15 protein-coding genes are annotated in these 18,341 nt (G+C 73.3%); 1 reads left to right on the top strand and 14 read right to left on the bottom strand.

All coding sequences use genetic code 11. The annotated features are described in order from the left end of the window. Window positions 1-7 precede the first annotated feature (7 nt). Window positions 8-610, bottom strand: a complete 603-nt coding sequence (locus OG861_RS32755; protein ID WP_329203187.1) for a TetR/AcrR family transcriptional regulator — start codon at window positions 608-610, stop codon at window positions 8-10. 126 nt (window positions 611-736) lie between these two features. Between OG861_RS32755 and OG861_RS32760 the strand changes: the two genes are divergently transcribed. Next, window positions 737-1,093 carry a nuclear transport factor 2 family protein gene (locus OG861_RS32760; protein ID WP_329203185.1) on the top strand — a complete coding sequence of 119 codons (357 nt, stop codon included), beginning with the start codon at window positions 737-739 and terminating at the stop codon, window positions 1,091-1,093. A 32-nt stretch (window positions 1,094-1,125) separates the two neighbouring features. Here the strand turns inward: OG861_RS32760 and OG861_RS32765 are convergent, their stop codons facing one another. The 13 genes from OG861_RS32765 to OG861_RS32825 form a co-directional block, all read right to left on the bottom strand. Further along, a complete protein-coding gene (locus OG861_RS32765; RefSeq protein ID WP_329203183.1) occupies window positions 1,126-1,785 on the bottom strand; it encodes a 4'-phosphopantetheinyl transferase family protein in 660 nt (219 codons plus the stop codon). A 34-nt stretch (window positions 1,786-1,819) separates the two neighbouring features. Further along, entirely contained in the window at window positions 1,820-2,833 is a 1,014-nt protein-coding gene (locus OG861_RS32770) for a C45 family peptidase (protein ID WP_329203181.1), read from the bottom strand. Next, complete coding sequence (locus OG861_RS32775) at window positions 2,830-3,441, bottom strand: GNAT family N-acetyltransferase (protein WP_329203179.1); 612 nt, start codon at window positions 3,439-3,441, stop codon at window positions 2,830-2,832. The genes OG861_RS32770 and OG861_RS32775 overlap by 4 nt, the downstream gene beginning before the upstream one ends. Window positions 3,442-3,444: 3 nt before the next feature. Further along, window positions 3,445-3,723, bottom strand: a complete 279-nt coding sequence (locus tag OG861_RS32780) for a phosphopantetheine-binding protein (RefSeq protein ID WP_329203176.1) — start codon at window positions 3,721-3,723, stop codon at window positions 3,445-3,447. Then, window positions 3,716-5,305, bottom strand: a complete 1,590-nt coding sequence (locus OG861_RS32785; RefSeq protein WP_329203174.1) for an AMP-binding protein — start codon at window positions 5,303-5,305, stop codon at window positions 3,716-3,718. The genes OG861_RS32780 and OG861_RS32785 overlap by 8 nt, the downstream gene beginning before the upstream one ends. Further along, window positions 5,302-8,634, bottom strand: a complete 3,333-nt coding sequence (locus OG861_RS32790; RefSeq protein ID WP_329203172.1) for a non-ribosomal peptide synthetase — start codon at window positions 8,632-8,634, stop codon at window positions 5,302-5,304. Before OG861_RS32790 ends, OG861_RS32785 begins: the two co-directional genes overlap by 4 nt. Beyond that, complete coding sequence (locus OG861_RS32795; RefSeq protein WP_329203170.1) at window positions 8,631-10,895, bottom strand: class I tRNA ligase family protein; 2,265 nt, start codon at window positions 10,893-10,895, stop codon at window positions 8,631-8,633. The genes OG861_RS32790 and OG861_RS32795 overlap by 4 nt, the downstream gene beginning before the upstream one ends. Continuing rightward, a complete protein-coding gene (locus tag OG861_RS32800) occupies window positions 10,892-11,980 on the bottom strand; it encodes an NAD(P)/FAD-dependent oxidoreductase (protein WP_329203168.1) in 1,089 nt (362 codons plus the stop codon). Before OG861_RS32800 ends, OG861_RS32795 begins: the two co-directional genes overlap by 4 nt. Then, window positions 11,980-13,308, bottom strand: a complete 1,329-nt coding sequence (locus OG861_RS32805; protein ID WP_329203166.1) for a lysine N(6)-hydroxylase/L-ornithine N(5)-oxygenase family protein — start codon at window positions 13,306-13,308, stop codon at window positions 11,980-11,982. Before OG861_RS32805 ends, OG861_RS32800 begins: the two co-directional genes overlap by 1 nt. Window positions 13,309-13,401: 93 nt before the next feature. Further along, a complete protein-coding gene (locus OG861_RS32810; protein ID WP_329203164.1) occupies window positions 13,402-14,697 on the bottom strand; it encodes an MFS transporter in 1,296 nt (431 codons plus the stop codon). Beyond that, window positions 14,687-16,018 (bottom strand): ATP-grasp domain-containing protein, encoded by a 1,332-nt coding sequence (locus OG861_RS32815; protein ID WP_329203162.1) that lies wholly within the window; start codon window positions 16,016-16,018, stop codon window positions 14,687-14,689. The genes OG861_RS32810 and OG861_RS32815 overlap by 11 nt, the downstream gene beginning before the upstream one ends. Continuing rightward, window positions 16,015-17,241: a saccharopine dehydrogenase C-terminal domain-containing protein gene (locus tag OG861_RS32820; RefSeq protein ID WP_329203160.1), complete on the bottom strand. Its 1,227-nt coding sequence runs from the start codon at window positions 17,239-17,241 to the stop codon at window positions 16,015-16,017. The genes OG861_RS32815 and OG861_RS32820 overlap by 4 nt, the downstream gene beginning before the upstream one ends. After that, entirely contained in the window at window positions 17,231-18,292 is a 1,062-nt protein-coding gene (locus OG861_RS32825; RefSeq protein ID WP_329203158.1) for a saccharopine dehydrogenase, read from the bottom strand. Before OG861_RS32825 ends, OG861_RS32820 begins: the two co-directional genes overlap by 11 nt. Between the last annotated feature and the right edge of the window lie 49 nt (window positions 18,293-18,341).

An 18,341-nucleotide genomic window follows, 5' to 3' on the forward strand; every position in this document is an offset into this window, starting at 1 on the left:
ACACGCGTTACGCGACGGGCGGGGCCCCGGCGGTGTCCGGGCAGTGATGACGGACGATCAGCTCGGCCGTCGCGAGCGCCATCCGGGCCGGACCGCGCACCCCGAGGACCTCGCCGTTGGCGAGCAGGCCGCCGATGACGAGCATGAGGGCGTCCGCCATGCCGTCGGGGTCCACCGCACCCGCCAGCGCCCCCTTGTCGCGCAACCAGTCCCGCAACGCCTGGAGGTGCAACTTCGCCTCGCGGCGGCCCGGGTGCTCGGGGTCGCGGAACTCGCTGGAGGTGTTGTAGAAGATGCAGCCGTGGAAGTCCGGCTCCCGGACACTGGCGTGGAGGAACTCCATCAGTGCGAGGACCTGGCGGACCGGGTCGCCGCAGTGGGGCGCCGTGACCCGTTCGGCCTGCTCCCACCACTGGGCGTCGCTCTCGCGCAGCCAGGCCGCGACCAGTTCGTCCTTGCCGGCGAACTCGCGGTAGAGAAGGCTCTTGCCGACTCCGGTCGCGTCGCTCACCTGCTGCATGCCGACGGCCCTGACCCCCAGCTCGCCGAAGAGTCGGGCCGAGGTCTCCAGGATGCGTCGCCTCGTGCCTGGTGCCGGCGTGCGCGCCATGTCCGGGCTCCTTTTCCCTCTCGTCGGCGGTCATCCAGCATACGGTTGACAGGGGATTCCGCACCCGACGAAAATGGACCGATCAGTCCGGGACCGATCGGTCCATTATTTCGTGGGGAGCACCCGATGTCGGACGAGCGGACGCGCGAGGTCATCGAGCAGTTCAACCGGGCTTTCCGGCAGCACGACCCCGGCCTCCTCGAGGACGTCCTCGCGCCGGACTGCCTCCTGGAGAACTCGGGACCGGCCCCCGAGGGGACGAGGCACGTCGGATACGACGAGTGCCTGCGGTTCTGGAGCTCGATCGCCGCCGACGAAGGAACCACCTTCGACGTGGAGGAGCTCTGGACGGCCGGCGAACGGGCCGTGTGCCGGTGGCGGCTGCAATACGGGCCGGGCGAGGCCGACTTCGTCCGCGGCGTCAACGTGACCCGGCTGGAGAACGGTCTGATCGCCGAGAGCTTCGGGTACGTCAAGGGCTGACCGGCCCCCCCTGGCCGCACCGGGCCCCGGCGTCAGCGCGGCGGCCAGGGGCGGATGCGGAACGGGGGGACCTCGTGGGAGACGAAGGCGGTCATGGCCGAGGGGGCGGTGGGGTGGGTGGGGTGCAGGGAGGTGTGGCCGTGCCAGGGGTGGGGGCCGTGGCCGGTGATGCCGCGCAGGGTGACCGCGCCGTCCGGGGCGAAGTCCAGGTCGACCTCCTTCGCACCCCGGGCCAGGCCCCGGCCGGTGGCCTTGACCGCCGCTTCGAGCAGGGTCCAGGCGTGGAAGAAGGCGCGGGGCGTGGCCGTGGCGGGGGCCGCCGGGTAGACGAAGGACAGGACCTCCATGCTGGTGCCGGCCGGGCGGACGAGCTCCACGTCCACCCCGACCGGTCCGGTCTCGGTCGCGCCCAGCAGCAGCATGCCGTCGGAGCGGGACCAGCTGATGTGGGTGCCGGGCTGGTCGGGCAGGTAGGGCTTGCCCGCCGGGTCGTAGTGGATGCGCAGGTCGCGCGGGTCGAGTCCCAGGCGGTCGGCCAGCAGCCTGCGGACCGTCAGCCGGGCGCGGAAGAAGCGATGGGCGGCCCGGGCGTGGACGAACTCGGCTCCGCGCCGCAGCTCCTCTTCGGTCAGGGCGGCTTGTTCGTGGAAAGTGGGGACGACCTGGTCGAGGTCGACCAGCCATGCGTCCATCCTCCACATCCTTTCCGTCAGCGGGTGCTGTGCGTCAGAAGGTGAACGTCCGGGTCTCGCTCTGCGAGGGATCGCCCGGGCGCAGGTGCAGTTCGCCCGCGTGCGGGAAGAGGACCACCGCCGCGACGGTGCGTTCGGCGCGGATGTCCCCGCGGTCGGGGACGCAGACCGGCGGGCGCGCGAGGAGGGCGAAGTGGTCCTGCGCCGGGGCGGCCGGGGCGATGCGGGCCAGGCCCTCGGTGGCCGCGCGCAGGCGGCGCACCGAGGAGTTGCGGGCGAAGACGTTGAGTTCGTCCGCCGGGGCGAAGTCGGGGTGCAGGAAGTGGTTGGTGTGCACCGGGTCGCTCCCCTGCCCCACCCGCAGTTCCCCGTCCAGGTGCTCCACGTACACCGCGCGCTCGCGGTCGCACAGCATCAGCGAGCGCGAGCTGGCCAGCGGCAGGTCCGCGAGGAGTTCGAGGGCTTCCGCGACGCTCCCCGCGTGGTCCAGGAGGTGGCGGATCGCCAGGTACGGCGGCACCCCCGGGCCCCACGCGCCGCCGAGCACCAGGTTCAGCCCGACGGCGAGGCCCGCGCGGTTGAGCCCGAGGTAGCCGAGCAGTCCCGCGAAGCTGAGGACCAGTGAGCGCGGGGTCCGCAGGACGGTGATGTGGGTGTCGAGGTTGCCGCTGAGGTCCACCGTCTGGGCCAGGACGGGGGCGGGCCCGGTGCGGGCGTACGTGGTGCAGTCCCCGCCGGTCCGGATCTTGGAGTAGCCCATGATCTCGCGGCGCAGCTGGAGCAGCCAGGCTTCGTCCTCGGTGATGCGGGCTCCTTCCGCGAGCCCGGCCACCTCCTCGGCGAGGTCCGGCAGGGCGGCCGTGACCGCCGCCCGGTAGGCGGCGACCGTCGGCCGGAGCGCGGCGAGCGAGACGGGGGCGTCCGTGAGGTGGTCCAGGCGGGCGAGGCCGTCGTCGAGGAAGGCCCGCAGCGGCGCGGCGAGGGCCGCGCCGTGCGTGCGGCCGACTTCGCGCGCGGTGCCCCGGGCGGCGACGAAGGTGACGCTCATGCGGTGACGGCCGTCTTCGGTCCCCAGGCGAGGGCGGCGCCCACCTCGGGCCATTCGGCGCGCAGGACGCTGTAGAAGACGGCGTCGCGGCGCCGGCCTCCGGGCATGTAGTTGAAGCTGCGCAGGGTCCCTTCCTCGGTGGCGCCGATGTTGCGCAGTCCGCGCCTGGCCTGGACGTTGAGGACGTCGGTCTTGAACTCGACGCGCTCGGCCTCCAGGACGTCGAAGGCGTGCGTGAGGAGCAGCGCCTTCGCCCAGTGGTTGATGCCCTTGCCGCGGAAGTCGCGGCCGAGCCAGGACCAGCCGATCTCCAGGCGCCGGTCGGCTTCGGCCATGTTGCCGAAGCTCATGCTGCCGGCGATTCGGCCGGTCGCCTTGTCGGTGATGACGTAGATGGCCCGTCGGCCGGCGGCGTGGTCGGCGAGCATGGCGCCGAAGAAGGTCTCGAAGTCGGCGTCGTTCTCGACGGCGGAGACGAAGTAGCGCCAGATGTCGGGGTCCATCGCGACGGCGCGGACGCCCTCGCGGTCCGCTTCGGTGACCGGGGTCATCCGGACGCGGTCGTTCTCCAGGATGGCGGCGGCGTCCGCGGCCCAGTTGGTCGTCATGGTTCAGGCTCCGGGGGTCGCGTCGTGGTGGCGGGTGAGGGCGGCGGTGACGTCGCGCAGCGTACGCATGGCGGCGAGGTCGTGTTCGGTGAAGTGGGCGAGGTCGACGCCCGTGTCCTCGCACAGCTCGGTGAGGAAGAGGACCTTGTTGAGGGAGGTCAGGCCGTAGGCGGCGGCCAGGTCCGCGTCGGGGTCGAGCGACTCGGCGGCGACCTCGGGGATCAGGACGAGGGAGAGCTGTTCGCGGGCCGCGGACTCGATCGCGGTGAGGGTGTCAGGCATGGATTCCGGCCTCCTGGCTGTGCAGCTGGTGCGCGTAGGCGCTTCGGATCGCGGGGCGTTTGGGCTTGTACTGGGAAGTCAGCAGGCCGTTGGCGATGCTGAACGGCTCGTCGGCGACGATGACCCGGCTGATCCGCTCGTCGGGGGTGCCGGCGGCGTTCGCCGCGGCGAGGGCGGCGGTGACGGCGCCGGTGTCGGCGGGCAGGGCGGCCGGGGAGACGACGGCGACGAGGTCGGTCTGGGTGGGGCTGAACAGCACGCATTCGGCTATCGCCGGATCGGCCTTCATCAGCTCTTCGACGGGCCGCACCACGATCTTCTTGCCGTTGTCGAGGACGATGACGTCGTCGGCGCGGCCGTGGACGAAGAGGAAACCGTCCTCGTCGAGGTGGCCGATGTCGCCGGTGCGTACGGTGCCGTCCGGCATGAAGACCTTCTCGGAGTCGCCTGGGGCGGCGTACTCGTAGTGGTCGCCGACGGGGTGGGTGCTGCGGACGCTGATCACCCCGTCCTCCCCGATCAGCACCTGCTTGCCGCGTACCACTCGGCCGACGCTGCCCTCGCGGTGGGCCCCGGGGTGGTTCTTGGTGACGATGCACGTCTCGTTGAGGCCGTAGCCCTCGAAGAGCGGCAGCCCGGCCTCCTCGGTGAAGAAGCGGACCAGCGCGGGCGCGGCGGGTGCGGAGCCGGTCCACAGGTAGCGGATGCGGTCGCCGAACAGGGCCTCGGCGACCTGCCGGGTACCGCCCGCGCCGGGGCGCCTGCGCCGGGCCTCGATCTGGCGGCGGGCCGTCTCGTAGAAGGCGGGGACGCCCATGACCACGGTGGGGCGCACCCGGCGCAGGGTGGCGAAGGCCGCCTCGTAGGTGGTGAGGGTGACGTCGTGGCCGTGCAGCAGGGCCGAGTAGACCCAGTAGCGCTGCTGGAGCAGGGAGAGGGGGAGGAAGACGAACAGGTGGTCGTCGGGGGTGTGTCCGAAGATCTCCTGGACGGCTTCGAGGGAGCTCTCGATGCTGCCGGCGGTCGCGCCGAGGCCCTTGGGGACGCCGGTGCTGCCGGAGGTGAACTTGATGGTGGTGACGTCCTGCTCCGCCCAGGTGACCGGGGGCAGGGGTTCCGCAGGGCCGTCGCCGGGTTCGGTCAGGGCCCAGACGTCGTCCGTGCGCAGGGTGCCGGCGAGGGCGGTGGGCTGGTCGGTGCACAGGAGCGTGAGGCCGTAGCGGTCCATGAGCTCGCGCGACGGGGTGAACTTGCCGGGTTCCAGGCCGGCGGTCTGGGCGCCCAGGCGCAGCGCCGCCAGGTCGAGCAGTACCCACTCCAGGCCGTTGGCGGCGAGGATGCCGATCCGCGTGCCCGGGCCGATGCCGAGGGCGCGCAGGTGGTGGGCGAGGCGGCCGGAGCGCTCGTACAGCTCGCTCAGTGCGAGGGAGCGGGTGCCGTCCAGGCGGGCCGCGTGGATGCGGCCGCCGGCCGTCGGGGCGGCGGCGACGAGGCGGTTGAGCGGTGAGGGGGCGGCCGGGGCGGTGACGGGGACCGTGGGGGCGGCCGCCGGGGCGGTGACGGGGACCGTCGGGGCGGTCATCGGGTTTCCCTTTCGGCGAGTACGGCGGCCATGGCGCGGACGGTGTCGATCTCGGCGAACTGGTCGAGGGTGAGGGTGACCCCGAAGCGTTTGCGGGCCGCGGTGAGGATGCGGGCGGCGGCGATGGAGTCACCGCCGAGGGAGGCGAGGGTGTCCAGGGCGCCGATGTCGGCGCGGCGCAGGACGGTGGACCAGATGTCGGCCACCAGCTTCTCGGTGGCGCCGGTGGGTGCCGTGTCGCCCGGTGCCGCGGCCGGTGCGGCGCAGGCGGCCGGCTCCTCGGCGCCGAGCGCCGCCAGCTTCGTACGGTCGACCTTGGCGTTCTTGGTCAGGGGCAGGCTCTCGTGCCAGACCAGCGCCGCGGGCAGCATGTAGTCGGGCAGGTCGGCGCGCAGCGCCCGGCGGATCTCGGCGAGTTCGGGGCGGTGGTCGCCGTCGGCGACGAGGTGGGCGACGAGGGAGCCGCCGCGGGCGGCGACGACGGCCTGGGCGACGGCGTCCAGGGCGGCGAGGCGGGTCTCGACCTCGCCGGCTTCGATCCGGTAGCCGTTGACCTTGATCTGGAAGTCGGAGCGGCCGAGGATCTGGATGTCCCCGTCGGGCAGGTACCGGCCGAGGTCGCCGGTGCGGTAGAGGCGTTCGCCGCGCACCGGGTCCTCGTAGAACCGCTCGGCGGTGCGTTCCTCGTCGCCCCAGTAGCCGCGGGCCAGGCCGGTGCCGGCGGCGACGATCTCGCCGGTGACCCAGTCGGGTGCGTCGAGGCCGTCGCGGTCCAGCACGTAGGCGCGGTTGTTGGCGTTGGGGCGGCCGTACGGGATGGACTCGGTGCCGTCCTCGTCCTCGCGGACGGGGTGCAGGATGTTCCAGATGGTGGTCTCGGTGGGGCCGCCGAGGGAGACGACCTCCAGGCCGGGCTTGAGGGTGCGCAGCGCGGCGGGCAGGGCGGGCGGGAGCCGGTCGCCGCTCATCATGACCAGGCGCAGGGCGGGCGGTACGTCGCCGTCGGCGGCGGCCTGGTCGTGCAGGAGGCCGACGATGGCGGGGACGGAGTTCCACACGCTGATCCGGTGCGCGCGGCACAGGTCGAGCCAGTGGGCGGGGTCGACGGCCTTGTCCCGGTCGGGCATGACCAGGGCGGCGCCGGCCGACAGGGCGCCGAAGACGTCCCAGACGGAGAGGTCGAAGTTGAAGGCGCTGATGGCGAAGAAGCGGTCCTGGGGGCCGATCCGGAAGCGGGTGTGGCAGTCGGCGACGACGTTGGCCACGTTGCGGTGGGTCACCATGACGCCCTTGGGCGCGCCGGTGGTGCCGGAGGTGTAGAGGACGTACGCGAGGTCGTCGGGGTGCGAGCCGGGCAGCCGCGCGGGCACCTCGGCGGGCCCGTCCGGCAGGGCATCGGGGGCGGTCAGGTCGAGTACGGCGAACCCGCCCGCGGCGCAGGCCTCGGCGGGGCCGCCGTCGGTCAGCACGCACCGCACCCGGCCGTCCCGCAGCATGTACTCCTGGCGGGCGGTGGGCAGGGCGGCGTCGACGGGCAGGTAGGCGGCCCCGGCCAGCACGGTGGCGAGGATGCCGATGACCTGCTCGGGGCCGCGCCGCATGACGAGGGCGACGAGTTCGCCCCTGCCCACGCCGTGCCCGCGGAGCCAGGCCGCGGCGGCGGCGGCGCGGCGCAGCAGTTCGCCGTAGCCGACCTCCCGCTCGGTGGTGAGGATCGCGGGGGCGTCGGGGGTGCGGGCGGCCCGGGCCGCGATGGCGTCGCCGAGCATCTCCTCGGGCAGCGGGGCGGCGGTGTCGTTGGCGGCGCGGCGGCGTTCGCGCTGCGCGGGCGGCAGCAGGTCGAAGCTGTGGCGCTGCCAGGCCGCCTCGTCGGCGAGTTCGCCGAGCAGCGTCCCGTACCCGTGCGCGAGGTCGTCCAGCAGACCTTCGGGGAAGAGTTCGTCGAGTCCGTCGAGCTGGATGACGGCGGCCCCGTGCTGCTCCATCGCGAAGGCGTTCAGCCATACCTGGGGCGTCTGGCTGACCGAGTGGACCTCGGGGCCGAACAGTTCCAGCGCCGAGCCGTCGACCTCGCTGCTGACGTGTCCGATGGCGCTGTTGAAGGTGAACGGCATCCGCGCGCCGGCCACTCCGCCGCGGCGGCGGGCCAGTTCCTGCATGACCTCGATGCCGGAGAAGTGGCGGTGGTCGATGTCGGCGTGCAGCCGGCTCTGCAGGGCCCGCGCCCGCTCCACGAAGGGCAGGGAGCGGTCGACCTCCGCCTCGACCAGGAGGGTGTCGGAGAACTGGCCGATGGCTTCGAAGACCCGGGGGTGGACGGGCGGCCGGTTGGCGATGGTGGTGGTGAGGGTGAACCGCTCCCCCGCGCCCCAGGTGGCGAGGGCTTCCGCGTACGCGGCGAGCAGCAGCGCGGAGGGCGTCAGTCCGGCGGCGGCGGCCCGCTCCTTGACGGCCGTCCACCGCTCGCGTTCGACCCGCACCCGGCGCTGGGTGAAGCGGGAGCGGGTCAGCGCGGCCGGGCTGGTGCGCAGCGGCAGGTCGGGGTGGGGGGCGAGGTCGTCCACCCGGCGCATCCAGTACTCGCGGGAGCGGCGGGCGGGGGCCTTGCCGCGGGCGGCTTCGAGGGCGGCGAGGTAGTCGTCGTAGGCGAACTCGACGGGCGCGCCGGGGCCTTCGGCGGGGCTGCTCTGGTAGGCGCGCCACCAGGCGCGGAAGAACAGGAACATGCTGATCCCGTCCATGACGAGCCCGTCGTGGCCGACGTGGAGGACCATCTTGTCGTCGGCGAGGAGGGTGACGTCGACGCTGAGCAGCGGGGCCCGGTCGGCGGGCAGCACCTGGTGGGAGCGCTGCTCGCGCAGTTCGGCGCGGAGCACCTCCTGCTGCTGCGGGGTGCGGTCGCGCAGGTCGAGGCGGCCGATGGGCAGGTGGGCGTGGTGTCCGTACTCGGTGACCTGGCGGTCGTCGGCGAGGAAGCGGGAGCGCAGGGCGCTGTGCGCGCCGATGACGGTGTCGAGGGCGCTCTGCAGCCGGTCGATGTCCCAGACGCCTTCGATCTCGTGGAAGACGTGGCTGGCCACGTCGCCGATCTCGAAGACGCCGCTGCGGCCGATGTAGTAGCTGCGCTGGAGCGGGGTGAGGGGGAAGCCGGGGCCGTGCTGGGCCTCCCGGGCGAGGTGGGCGACGAGTTCGGCTTTGGCGGCCTTGACGCGGGTGATGAAGTCGGCGTCCATCCGGTCGCGGTTGCCCTGGAGGCGCAGGTCGCCGTCGGCGAGGGCGACGGACAGGCCGCGTTCGGCTATCTCGCGCAGGATCAGGCGGTGGTTCATCGGGGCTCTCCCTCTGTGAGGGCGGCGACGGCGGTGTCGTCGGCGCGCTCGGCGATGACGGCGGCGAGCTCGTCGAGGGTGCCGCCGTGCAGCAGTTCGTCCATGGACAGGTCCACGTCGAGGGCGTCGAGGATCTGGTACTGGACGGTGACGGCCTGGAGGGAGCCGGCGGCCAGCTGGGTGAGGGTGCGGCCGGCGATCTGCTCGTCGTCCTCCAGGCGCAGGGCGCTGCGGACGATGCCGGTCAGCCACGGGGTGAGGGCGCTCGGGGCGCGGGGTGCGCCGGCGGGCCGGAAGAACACGGCGTCGGCGAGGGTGACGGCGGTGCCGGGCGCGAGGAGTTCGACGGTACGGGGCCACGTGCGCGGGGCTTCGAGGCCGAGGGCGGCCGCCAGCTTGTCGGCGAAGCGGGGCATGACGGGGGCGGCGGCGTGCGCGAGGAGGCGGGCGGCGGCCAGTTCGAGGGCGATGGCGGTGCGGTTCTCGTCCGCCCAGGCCCCGGTGTCGGCGAGGAGGCCTTCGCCGCGGGCGAAGCGGACCGTGTCGCGGACGATGCCGTCGAGTTCGGCGGCGGCCTGGTTGAGGGAGAACGCGTCGTTGTCCAGCGCCCCGGTGACGGCGGTGAGGCGGGCGCCGAGCCGGGCGAGGAACGCGGAGTGCTCGGGCGTCCAGTTCCCGGCGTCGGGGGCGTGGCCGCCGTGGTGCTTGGCGACGCGGGCGCCGAGGTCGTTCAGCCACTGCTGCCAGGTGCCGATGAGGGTGTCGTCGAGGGTGGCCTCGTAGGCGGCGCGCCGGAAGTCGGTGCGCAGGCCTTCGGGGCGGGTGGAGGCGAGGAAGTAGCGGACGGAGTCGACGGTGTCGGGGCTGAGGATCTCCTTGCCCCAGATCGCGTGCCGGCGGCTGGTGGAGAACTTGCTCCCCTCCAGCAGGTAGAACTCGTTGACGTGGTAGTCGATGTCCGGGGTCCAGCCGGGGAAGGCCAGCTTGTAGAGCACGGGGTAGAGGACCGCGTGGTAGAAGCTGTTGTCGTAGCCGAAGAAGTGGACGATCTTCCAGTCCCGGGCGGGGTCGGCGGCCCTCCAGTCGCGGCCGAGGCGGGAGCCCAGTGACTGGATGCCGTGCAGGAAGCCGTAGCTCATCTCCGGCCACACCCAGATGACCTGGCCTTCGGTGGCGTTCTCCTGCGGTTCGACGCCCCAGGTGGAGGGGTGGGTGACGGGGACGTCCAGGGCGGGGCGCCGGAAGAGCCGGTCGGCGAGTTCGCGCAGCCGGGCGGGGACCCGGCCGAGCCGGTGGTGTGCGCGTACGTCGTCGGCGAAGGCGTGCAGCGGGAGGGTCCAGCGGGCGGCGGGGGCGCGGCGGGGCGCCGTGGTGGAGGCGGCGGAGACCGGGTCGGTGAGGTCGGCGACGGTGTTGGGTTCGCCGCACTCCTCGCAGATGTTGCCGGAGGTGGTGGCGCCGCAGCCGGGGCAGCCGCCCTTGACGTCGACTTCGTAGAGGTACTGGCCGCTTTCGGCGTCGTACAGGGCCTCGTGGGCGGTGACGGCGATCCGGCCGGAGTCCACGACGCGGCTGAAGAAGTCCTGGAGGCCCTCGCGGTAGGCGGGGTCCTGGTCGGTGACCGTGTACTGGTCGAGCGGGATGTCCATCAGCCGCAGGGTCTCGGCGATCTCGGCGCTGTAGTGCGCGGCGGTCTCGGCGGGGGTGCGGCCGTCCTTGCGGGCGGCGCCGACGACGTAGCTCTGGTAGTCGTCGCTGCCGGTGAGGTGGTAGGCCTCGGCGCCGGTCATCCGCTGGAAGCGGGTGAAGGCGTCGGCGCCGAGGTAGGGGCCCGAGAGGTGGCCCAGGTGCAGGTCGCCGTTGGGGGTGGGCGGGGTGGAGAAGACGAAGACGGGCCGCTCGCCGAAGCCCTTGCGGGCGGGGTTCGCGGCGGAGGCCAGGGCCCGGTCGCCGTCGCGCCAGTACTGGGTGAAGAAGACGAGGTCGCCTTCCCCGGTGTTGGCCAGGACGTGCGTTTCGAACGGTTCGAAGAGGACGACAGTGCCCGGTTCGGCGGGGTGGCGCTCGCCGCTGTCGAGGACGAACTCGCCGCTGCCGCGGACGATGACGAACAGCTCGGTCTCGTCGTGCTGGTGGCGGTCGGCGGCCCGGCCCGGCGCCACCCGGCCCCAGCCCGCGCCGGTGCCGAGGCCCTCGACGCCGCTCATGTCGATGCCGAAGGCCTGTTCCAGGACGTCGGCGTCATAGCTGGCGATGATCATGTCGTGGCCTTCCGGGGTGAGGCGGGCAGGGAGAGCAGGTCGGCGGTGCGGGCGGCGAGCGCGGGGGCGAGGCGGTACCCGGAGCCGCCGGCGGCGCCCGCGAAGACGGTCCGGCCGTCTTCGGTGAGCGGGGTGACCAGCGGGTGGCCCTGCGGGCCGTACGCGTCGCAGAAGACGCGGCCCGAGTGGCAGCGGTCGACGAGCTGCGGGGCGTAGCGGGTGAGCAGGGCGCGGGCCTCGTCGAGGTGGCCGGCGGTGGGGGCCGGGTCGATGTGGGCGGGGTCGACGTCCCATTCGCGGCAGGTGTAGCTGAACAGCCAGTGGCCGCGGTGGTGCAGGGGCAGCAGGAACGCGTCCTCGTCCTGGAAGACGATCGCCCCGTCGCCGGTCCGCGGGGGGACGTCGATGTGCAGGGCGACGATCTTCTTGACGCGGGCGCCGAGCGGGGCGACGAGCTCGCGCCAGGCGGGGTCGGCGAGCCAGGGCCCGGGGGCCAGGACGACGCGGCCGGCGGTGAGCGCCGCGCCGCCGGTCAGGGTGAGGCGGACGTGGTCCGGGCCGGCGTCGAGGGCGGTGACGGCGACGCCTTCGCGCAAGAGGAGGCGGGGACGCAGCTCGGCGCCGAGCTGCTGGGTGAGGGTGTGGACGTCCGCGTACTGGCAGCCGTCGCCCTGCCAGGCGCCGTATCCGGCGGGCAGCTGCGGGACCGAGGACGGCAGTTCGGTGGTCCGGCGCAGCTTCGCCTCGGGGAGGTAGACCTCGTGCAGCCGCTCCTCGGCGGCCTCGGGGGCGAGGACGGTCATGGGCAGCGGGTGGATGGGCAGGTCGGGGCGCAGGGTGTGGAGGTCGGCGTAGAAGCGTTCGCTCTCGGCGGCCAGGGTGCGCACGGTCTCGGTGGCGCCGCGCGGGAAGTGCAGTCCGGCGGAGCGGCGGCTGGCGCCGGAGCCGATCATGTCGCGGTCGAGGACGGTGACGGTGGCGGCCGGGTCGCGGGCGAGGATCTCGCGGGCGATGAGGACGCCGAGTATCCCCGCGCCGACGACGGCGACGTCGCTGCGGGCCCCGGCGGGGGCGGCGGTGTCCATCAGGCGCTCCACCGTTCCTGCGGTGCGGGCTTGGTGGACCACTCGATGAAGGAGGCGAGCTGCTCGTCGCCGCGTACGCCGCTGATCCGGTCGGCGATGCGCCGGCTGCGCCAGGCGTTGAGGCTGAGGTTGGGGTCGGCGAGGCCGCGCTGGCCGCGCACGCCGTTCTGGACGAAGATCCGCCGGTCCTCGGGGCCGTCCCAGCGGACGGCGTAGTCCTCGTCGACGCGCAGTTCGTCGCCCTCGCGCTCCAGGCGGTCGGCCAGGGGGGAGAGGAAGTCCATGGCGGCGGGCCGGTAGCCGGTGGCCCAGACGACGACGTCGGCGTCGAACTTCTCCACCGATTCGGGTTCGCCGGTGTGGCGGGCGCTGACTTCCCAGCCGGCTACGGGGGCGGGGCTGACGTCGAACACCTCGCGGCCCGGGTGCAGGGCGACCAGGTCCTCGTTGCCCTCCACGAAGCGGTGGACGTAGATGCCCTGGTAGATCTCGCGCAGGGTGGATTCCGAGATGCCGTCGCTGGTCAGGATGTTGCGGGCGTTCAGCGACTGGCGGCGCTCGCGGGGCAGTGCGTAGAAGTAGTCGGCGTGGCTGGGCATGTAGTAGTCGTTGGTGAACGGCGAGTCGTCGATCGGGAAGTAGTTCTGCCGGCGGGAGATCCAGGAGACCCGGCGGGGCAGTTGCCGGCCGGAGCGGGAGATCAGGTCGAGGAAGGCCTCGGCGCCGGACTGGCCCCCGCCGATGACGACGACGCGTTTGCCGCCGAGGTCGTGGGAGGCGTTCAGGTAGTCGGCGACGTGGAACTGGGTGGGACCGAGCCGGCCGGCGCCCTGCGGCGGGACCCAGGGGCGGCTGCCGACGCCGACCACGACGTTGTCGGCGGTGACGGTGCGGCGGTCGGTGTGGACGGTGTAGGTGCCGCGCCGGTCGTCGAAGCCGACTTCCCGGACGTCCTCGCCGAAGGTGATGTTCTCGTTGCGGCGGCTGGCCCACGCCAGGTAGTTGCGGAATTCCAGCCGGGGCACGTCGTCGAACTGGGCGTTGAGGAAGTGGTAGACCCGGCCCTTCTCGTGGAGGTAGGCGAGGAAGGAGAAGGGGCTGGCGGGGTCGGCGAGGCTCACCAGGTCCTTGAACTGGGAGACCTGGAGGGTGGTTCCGGGTATCTGCTGGCCGTCGTGCCAGCTGAAGGATTCCTTGCGGTCGAGGAAGAGATTGGGCATGTCCGGCCTGCAGTGCAGCAGTGACGCCAGACTGAGGTTGGCCGGGCCCACGCCCACTCCCACGCAGCGGAAGTGCGTGGCACCGGGCGGGAAGCTCTCGTGCGCCATGGTCGGAACCTCTCGTTCGAAAGCGTGCGGAAGCGCTGGGAGGCTTCGGAAAGCCTCGGGAAGCGCTGGGAAGCCTTGGGAAAACGGAAACGGTCAGGCGGTCCGGGTCCGGCGGTCGTGTACGGCGATGAGGCCGCAGGCGGTGGCGAGCAGGGAGCAGGCGCCGACCAGTGGCCACACGAGGGAGCCGAACTGGAGGAACAGCCAGGTGCCGGCCATCGGCCCGAGCGCGGAGCCCAGGCCGAACATGAACTGGAAGCTGCCGATGTAGCGCGAGCGCAGGGGCTCGGGTCCCGCGCTCGCCGGGTAGGCGAAGACGGCGGGGCCGCCGAGGATCTCGCCCAGCGACCAGACGAGCGTGCCGATGACGACGGCGGCCGGGCCGATGGGCAGTCCGTAGCAGGCGACTCCGGCGCCGACGAGGGCGAAGCCGAGACCGACGGTGATCTTGAGCGGCCAGCGCTGGGAGACCTTGGTGACCAGCAGCTCGAAGGCGATGACGATGAGGCCGTTGAGCGCGACGGCGAAGGTGTACCAGAAGAGCGCCATGCCGGCGTCCTTCATGTACAGCGGGAGGGTGGAGAGGTACTGGGTGTAGACGGCGGCGTGGCAGAAGGCGGCGGTCAGGTAGAGCAGGTAGCGGCGGTCGCGCAGGACGGCCGCGTAGCCGCCGCGGGCGCCGGTGGGGACGGGAGCGGCCGCGGGGTGCCGGGCGGCCTTGGCGGGGAGGGTGGCACGGGCGACGAGGGCGTAGGCGAGCGCGATGACGGCCTCGCCCCAGAAGAGGAGGGTGTACGAGTGCCCGCCCGCGTTGTAGAGCGCGTAGCCCAGCAGCGGGGCGGCGGTCGCGCCGACGTTGAGGCCGAAGCGGTACATCGCGAAGATCATGATCTGCCGGTCGCCGTCGGTCTGGTCGGCCAGCAAGGTGGCGGAGGCCGGCCGGAACAGCTGGGCGCCCATGCTGACCAGGGCGATCGCGCCGAGCAGCAGGGTGAAGTCGGGCAGGTAGAGCAGGGCGGCGGTCAGCACGGCCGTGCTGCTCATGGACACGACGGTGGCGTGACGGATGCCGAGCCGGTCGGCGAGGGTGCCGCCGACGAGGGAGCCGGCGACGGCGCCCGCCCCGTAGACGCCGAGGGCGATGACGGTGCGGGCCTCGGAGTGGCCGGCGTCGGTGAGGAAGAGGACGAGGAAGAGCTGCAGGAAACCGCTGAGACGGTTGACGAGCACCCCGGCCAGTACGGTTTTGACGGCGGGCGTGGACTCCTTGAAGGTGTCCCATACGGCGGCGCGTCCGGCGCTCGTCGCGGCGCCCGGCCGGGTCTGCGGTTCGGCCACCGCGTCGGCCGCCGGGTCAGCCGTTGCTGCTGGTCTGATGTCAGTGCTCACCGTCGGCCTCCGGGTCGGTGGTGACCGTGACGGCGCCGCGGACGCGCCGCTCCAGCTCGTCCAGTCCCTGCGGGGTGGGCGCGTCGATCAGGAAGGTCACCGCCCGGTCGTCGGAGCTGGCGAGCGGCCCCAGCCGCGCCCCGGCCTCCTTGAGGACGAACAGGGCGCGCAGCGTGGCCGGGTCGTCCTTCGCGCCGGGCGCGAGTTCGGGCCACATGCCGGACTCGCCGACCCACAGCGGCCGCACCCCCGGCCAGTCGAGGGTGACGCCGGCGAGCGGGCCCGTGCCGTGCTCCAGGTACACCTGGCGGGCGAAGCGGGTCGGGGCCGGGTAGGAGGCCGGTTCACCGAGCGCGATCCGGATGATCTCCGGTTCCATCGGCTGCCCGGTGGCGAGGTGGTAGAGGGCGAGCAGACCGTCGCCGGGGGTGCGGGCGGCGACCTCCATCAGGTACGGGCGGCCGTCGTCGCCGGTGCGCCACTCGGCGTGGGCGATGCCGTCGCGGAAGCCCAGCGCTTCGAGCATCCGGCGGTTGGCGTCGAGCAGGGCCGCGTCGGCCTCCGCACGGGCATTGGGGACGGAGTGGGCGAGTTCCACGAAGGTCTGCGCCCCGGACTCGGTGGTCTCCTTGCGGGTCACCGAGGTGAAGACGGGCCGGCCGTGCTGGACCAGGGACTCCACGGAGTACTCCTGGCCGGTGACCTTCTGCTCGATCAGTACCGTCTCGTGGTCCGGGTAGGACGTCAGCAGCTCGCGCAGGGCCGCCTCGTCGCCGACCGCCACGACCCCGGAACTGGAGTGGCGGGTGGCCGGTTTGACGACGACCGGGTACCCGAGGGCGGTCAGGTCGGCGTCCTCGCGGCCGCCGGGCGGCACCACCAGGGAGGCCGGGCTGTACTCCTCCAGGTACCAGCGCTGGAGGTACTTGCTGCGGCAGACCCGGGTGGCGCGCAGTCCGGGGCCCGGCAGGCCCAGCGCGTCGCACAGCAGCCCGGTCTGCTCGACGAGGGTCTCGCCGACCGCGTAGGCGCCGCGCACGGTGTAGCGGCCGCGCCAGTGGCGTGCCCGGGCGACGAACCCGGGGGTGTACGAGCCCTCCTGGTCCAGGGAGCCGTCGACGTAGGCGATGTCGTCGATGAGGTGGGCCGGGTGCTCGGGGTCCTTGCGGGCCGTCTCGGCGGCGTCCCGGTGGCGCTCGTCCGTGACGAGCAGGATCCGGAGGTTGCGGGCGGCGAGTTCCTCCAGGTAGCGGGGGTTGCGGCAGACGACCCGGAAGGCGCCGGTGAGGACGAAGGCTTCGGGCGGGCTGGCGTGGGTCATGCCGTGGCTCCTGACGGGTTGCTGGAGGGGTACGCGTCGGCGGCCGGGGCGGGGCTCTCCTCGTACGTTCCGGCCAGGCCCCGGGCGGCGAGGAAGGAGAGCCAGCGGGCGGTCTCGCCGGGCGTTTCGGCGGCCCGGGCCAGACCGGCCGGCAGGGCGCCGGCCAGGATGCGGGTCACTCCGTAGGCGACGGGCAGGGAGACGCAGCGGGCCATCGCGGACTCGGCCGCGTCGCCGGTGACGTCGAGGAGGTGGGAGCCGCGCCAGTGGGCGCCGTCGGCGGTGCGCAGTTCCAGGGCGACGGAGAGGACGACGCGGTCGCGGTCATCGGCGGTGGTGGGGTGGCGGGCGGCGAGTTCGGCGGCCAGGGCGCGTACGGCGGCCAGGTCCCCGCCGGCGACGGTTTCGAAGACCTCCTTCCAGGCGGTGCGCCAGCCCGCGTTGCGCAGGGTGCCGCGGACGAAGGTGTCGAGCTTCCAGTGGGCGGGGATGCCGTACTGGGTGACGAAGGGGAGGCTGTCGCGGTTGGGGTAGACCTCGAAGTCCTCCCCTGCGAGGGTCCGGGTGCGGGTGGCCTCCCAGGGGCGGGGGACGGTCACCTCGGCGCCGGCCTCGATGTGCCGGGCCGGGGAGCCGAGGGCGGCGAGCACCCCGTACGGGGCCCAGCTGAAGCGGTAGCGGAAGGCGTTGGGGACCGCCGGGACACCGCCGCAGTAGGAGGTGAACCGGGCGGTCGCGGGTATCTCGCCGAGCGCCTCGCGGGCCCGGGCGACCAGGTCGTGGGCCATCAGGTGGTCGATGCCGGGGTCGAGTCCGGCCTCGGTGAGGACGACCGTACGGGCCTCCTCGCCGGCTTCGGCGGCGAGTTCGGCGAGCTCCGGCGAGACGTAGCTGGTGCAGGCGAAGTGGGCGCCGCGTTCGATGGCCAGCCGCAGCAGCGGGGCGTGCTCGGCGGCCGGGAGCATGGAGACGATGACGTCGCCCGGGCCCGCCTCGGCCGCGAGGGCGGCCGGGGCGGAGGGGGCGAGGGCGCGGACTTCGGCGCGGCCGGTGAGGCCGAGCGCGGCCAGTCGGGCGGCGGCGCGCTCGGCGGTGCGGTCCCACAGGACGACGCGGGGGGCGCTCTCGCAGACGAGGGCGAGTCCGGAGCGTCCGGTGGACAGGCCGGTGCCTATCCAGTGGACGGTGCCGGAGGCGGGTATGGCGGGCCGGTCAGCGGACATGGTGGGTCTCCTGGGCCTGGACGGCCGTCTCGAAGGTGTGCAGGGCGCGGGGCCAGACGCCGTCCCACTCGGTCAGGCGCAGCAGGTGCGGGGCGAGTTCGGCGGAGAAGGCGGTGCTGGCCTCGACGGGGAGGAGGGAGGGCAGGTTGTCGATGGCGATCAGGTCGAAGCGGGGGGTGTCGGGGCGCAGGGTCCGGACGGGCTCGTCCCAGGTGGTGGTCTCGTCGTAGACGGGCAGCACGTTGTGTGCGGAGGTGACGTCGCAGGTGACGTCGGAGACGAGGGTCAGGCGCCGGGTGGTGTCGTCGAGGTCGGTCTTGGTGAGGAACGGCGGGACCGGGTCGGTGGTGAGGACGGTGTTGACGAGGAGGTCGTGACCGAGGAGCGCGGCGCGGTCGAGCCGGCGGGTCTCGGCGAGGTCCCAGCGGGTGGGGGTGAGGCCGGCCGTGGTCAGGGCGTCGCAGGCGCCCCGGCCGCTGCGGCCGAGGGCGCCGATGACCAGGGCGGTGCTCGCGTCCTCGGCCTCGGTGGCTTCGAGGAGGGCGTCCAGGGTGGCCCGGTCCGTGGGGCGCAGGGGGGTGGTCAGCTGCCCGCGCCGGTGCAGGACGGCGAGGGCCGCCCCGACGTACCCGGCCCAGTAGCCGAAGGCGGCGACGCGGCGGCCGCGGTCGTCGGTGAGGTACTCCATGTCGAGGAGGGCGCCGCCGCCGGCGGTGAAGCGGGAGAGCAGTGCGCCCGCGCCGGCCTGGCCCTTGTAGGCGTGGCCGAAGTAGACGTGCCGGTGGCGCAGCGGGGTGCGGTCGTCGGGGAGTTCCTTGAGCCCGAGGACGTAGGCGTCGTCGGGGGCCAGTTCGTGCCAGGAGTCGGTGGGGGCGCTCTCACAGCCGGCGGCGATGTAGTCGGCGAGGGGGAACACGCGCTGGTCGCAGGCTTCGACGGTGATGCGCAGGCCTTGGGCGACGAGGTGGGCGGCGTCGTCCGGGGTGAGCGGCGCGCGGCGTTCGGTGGGGCGGGACTCGTGCCGCATCCAGAGGTGAATACTGTCCGACATCTTACGATTTGTCCTATCGGGAGGCATGGGGGTGGGAGGCCCCCGGCCA

Origin of the sequence: Streptomyces sp. NBC_00539 (assembly GCF_036346105.1) — a bacterium.
GTDB lineage: Bacteria > Actinomycetota > Actinomycetes > Streptomycetales > Streptomycetaceae > Streptomyces.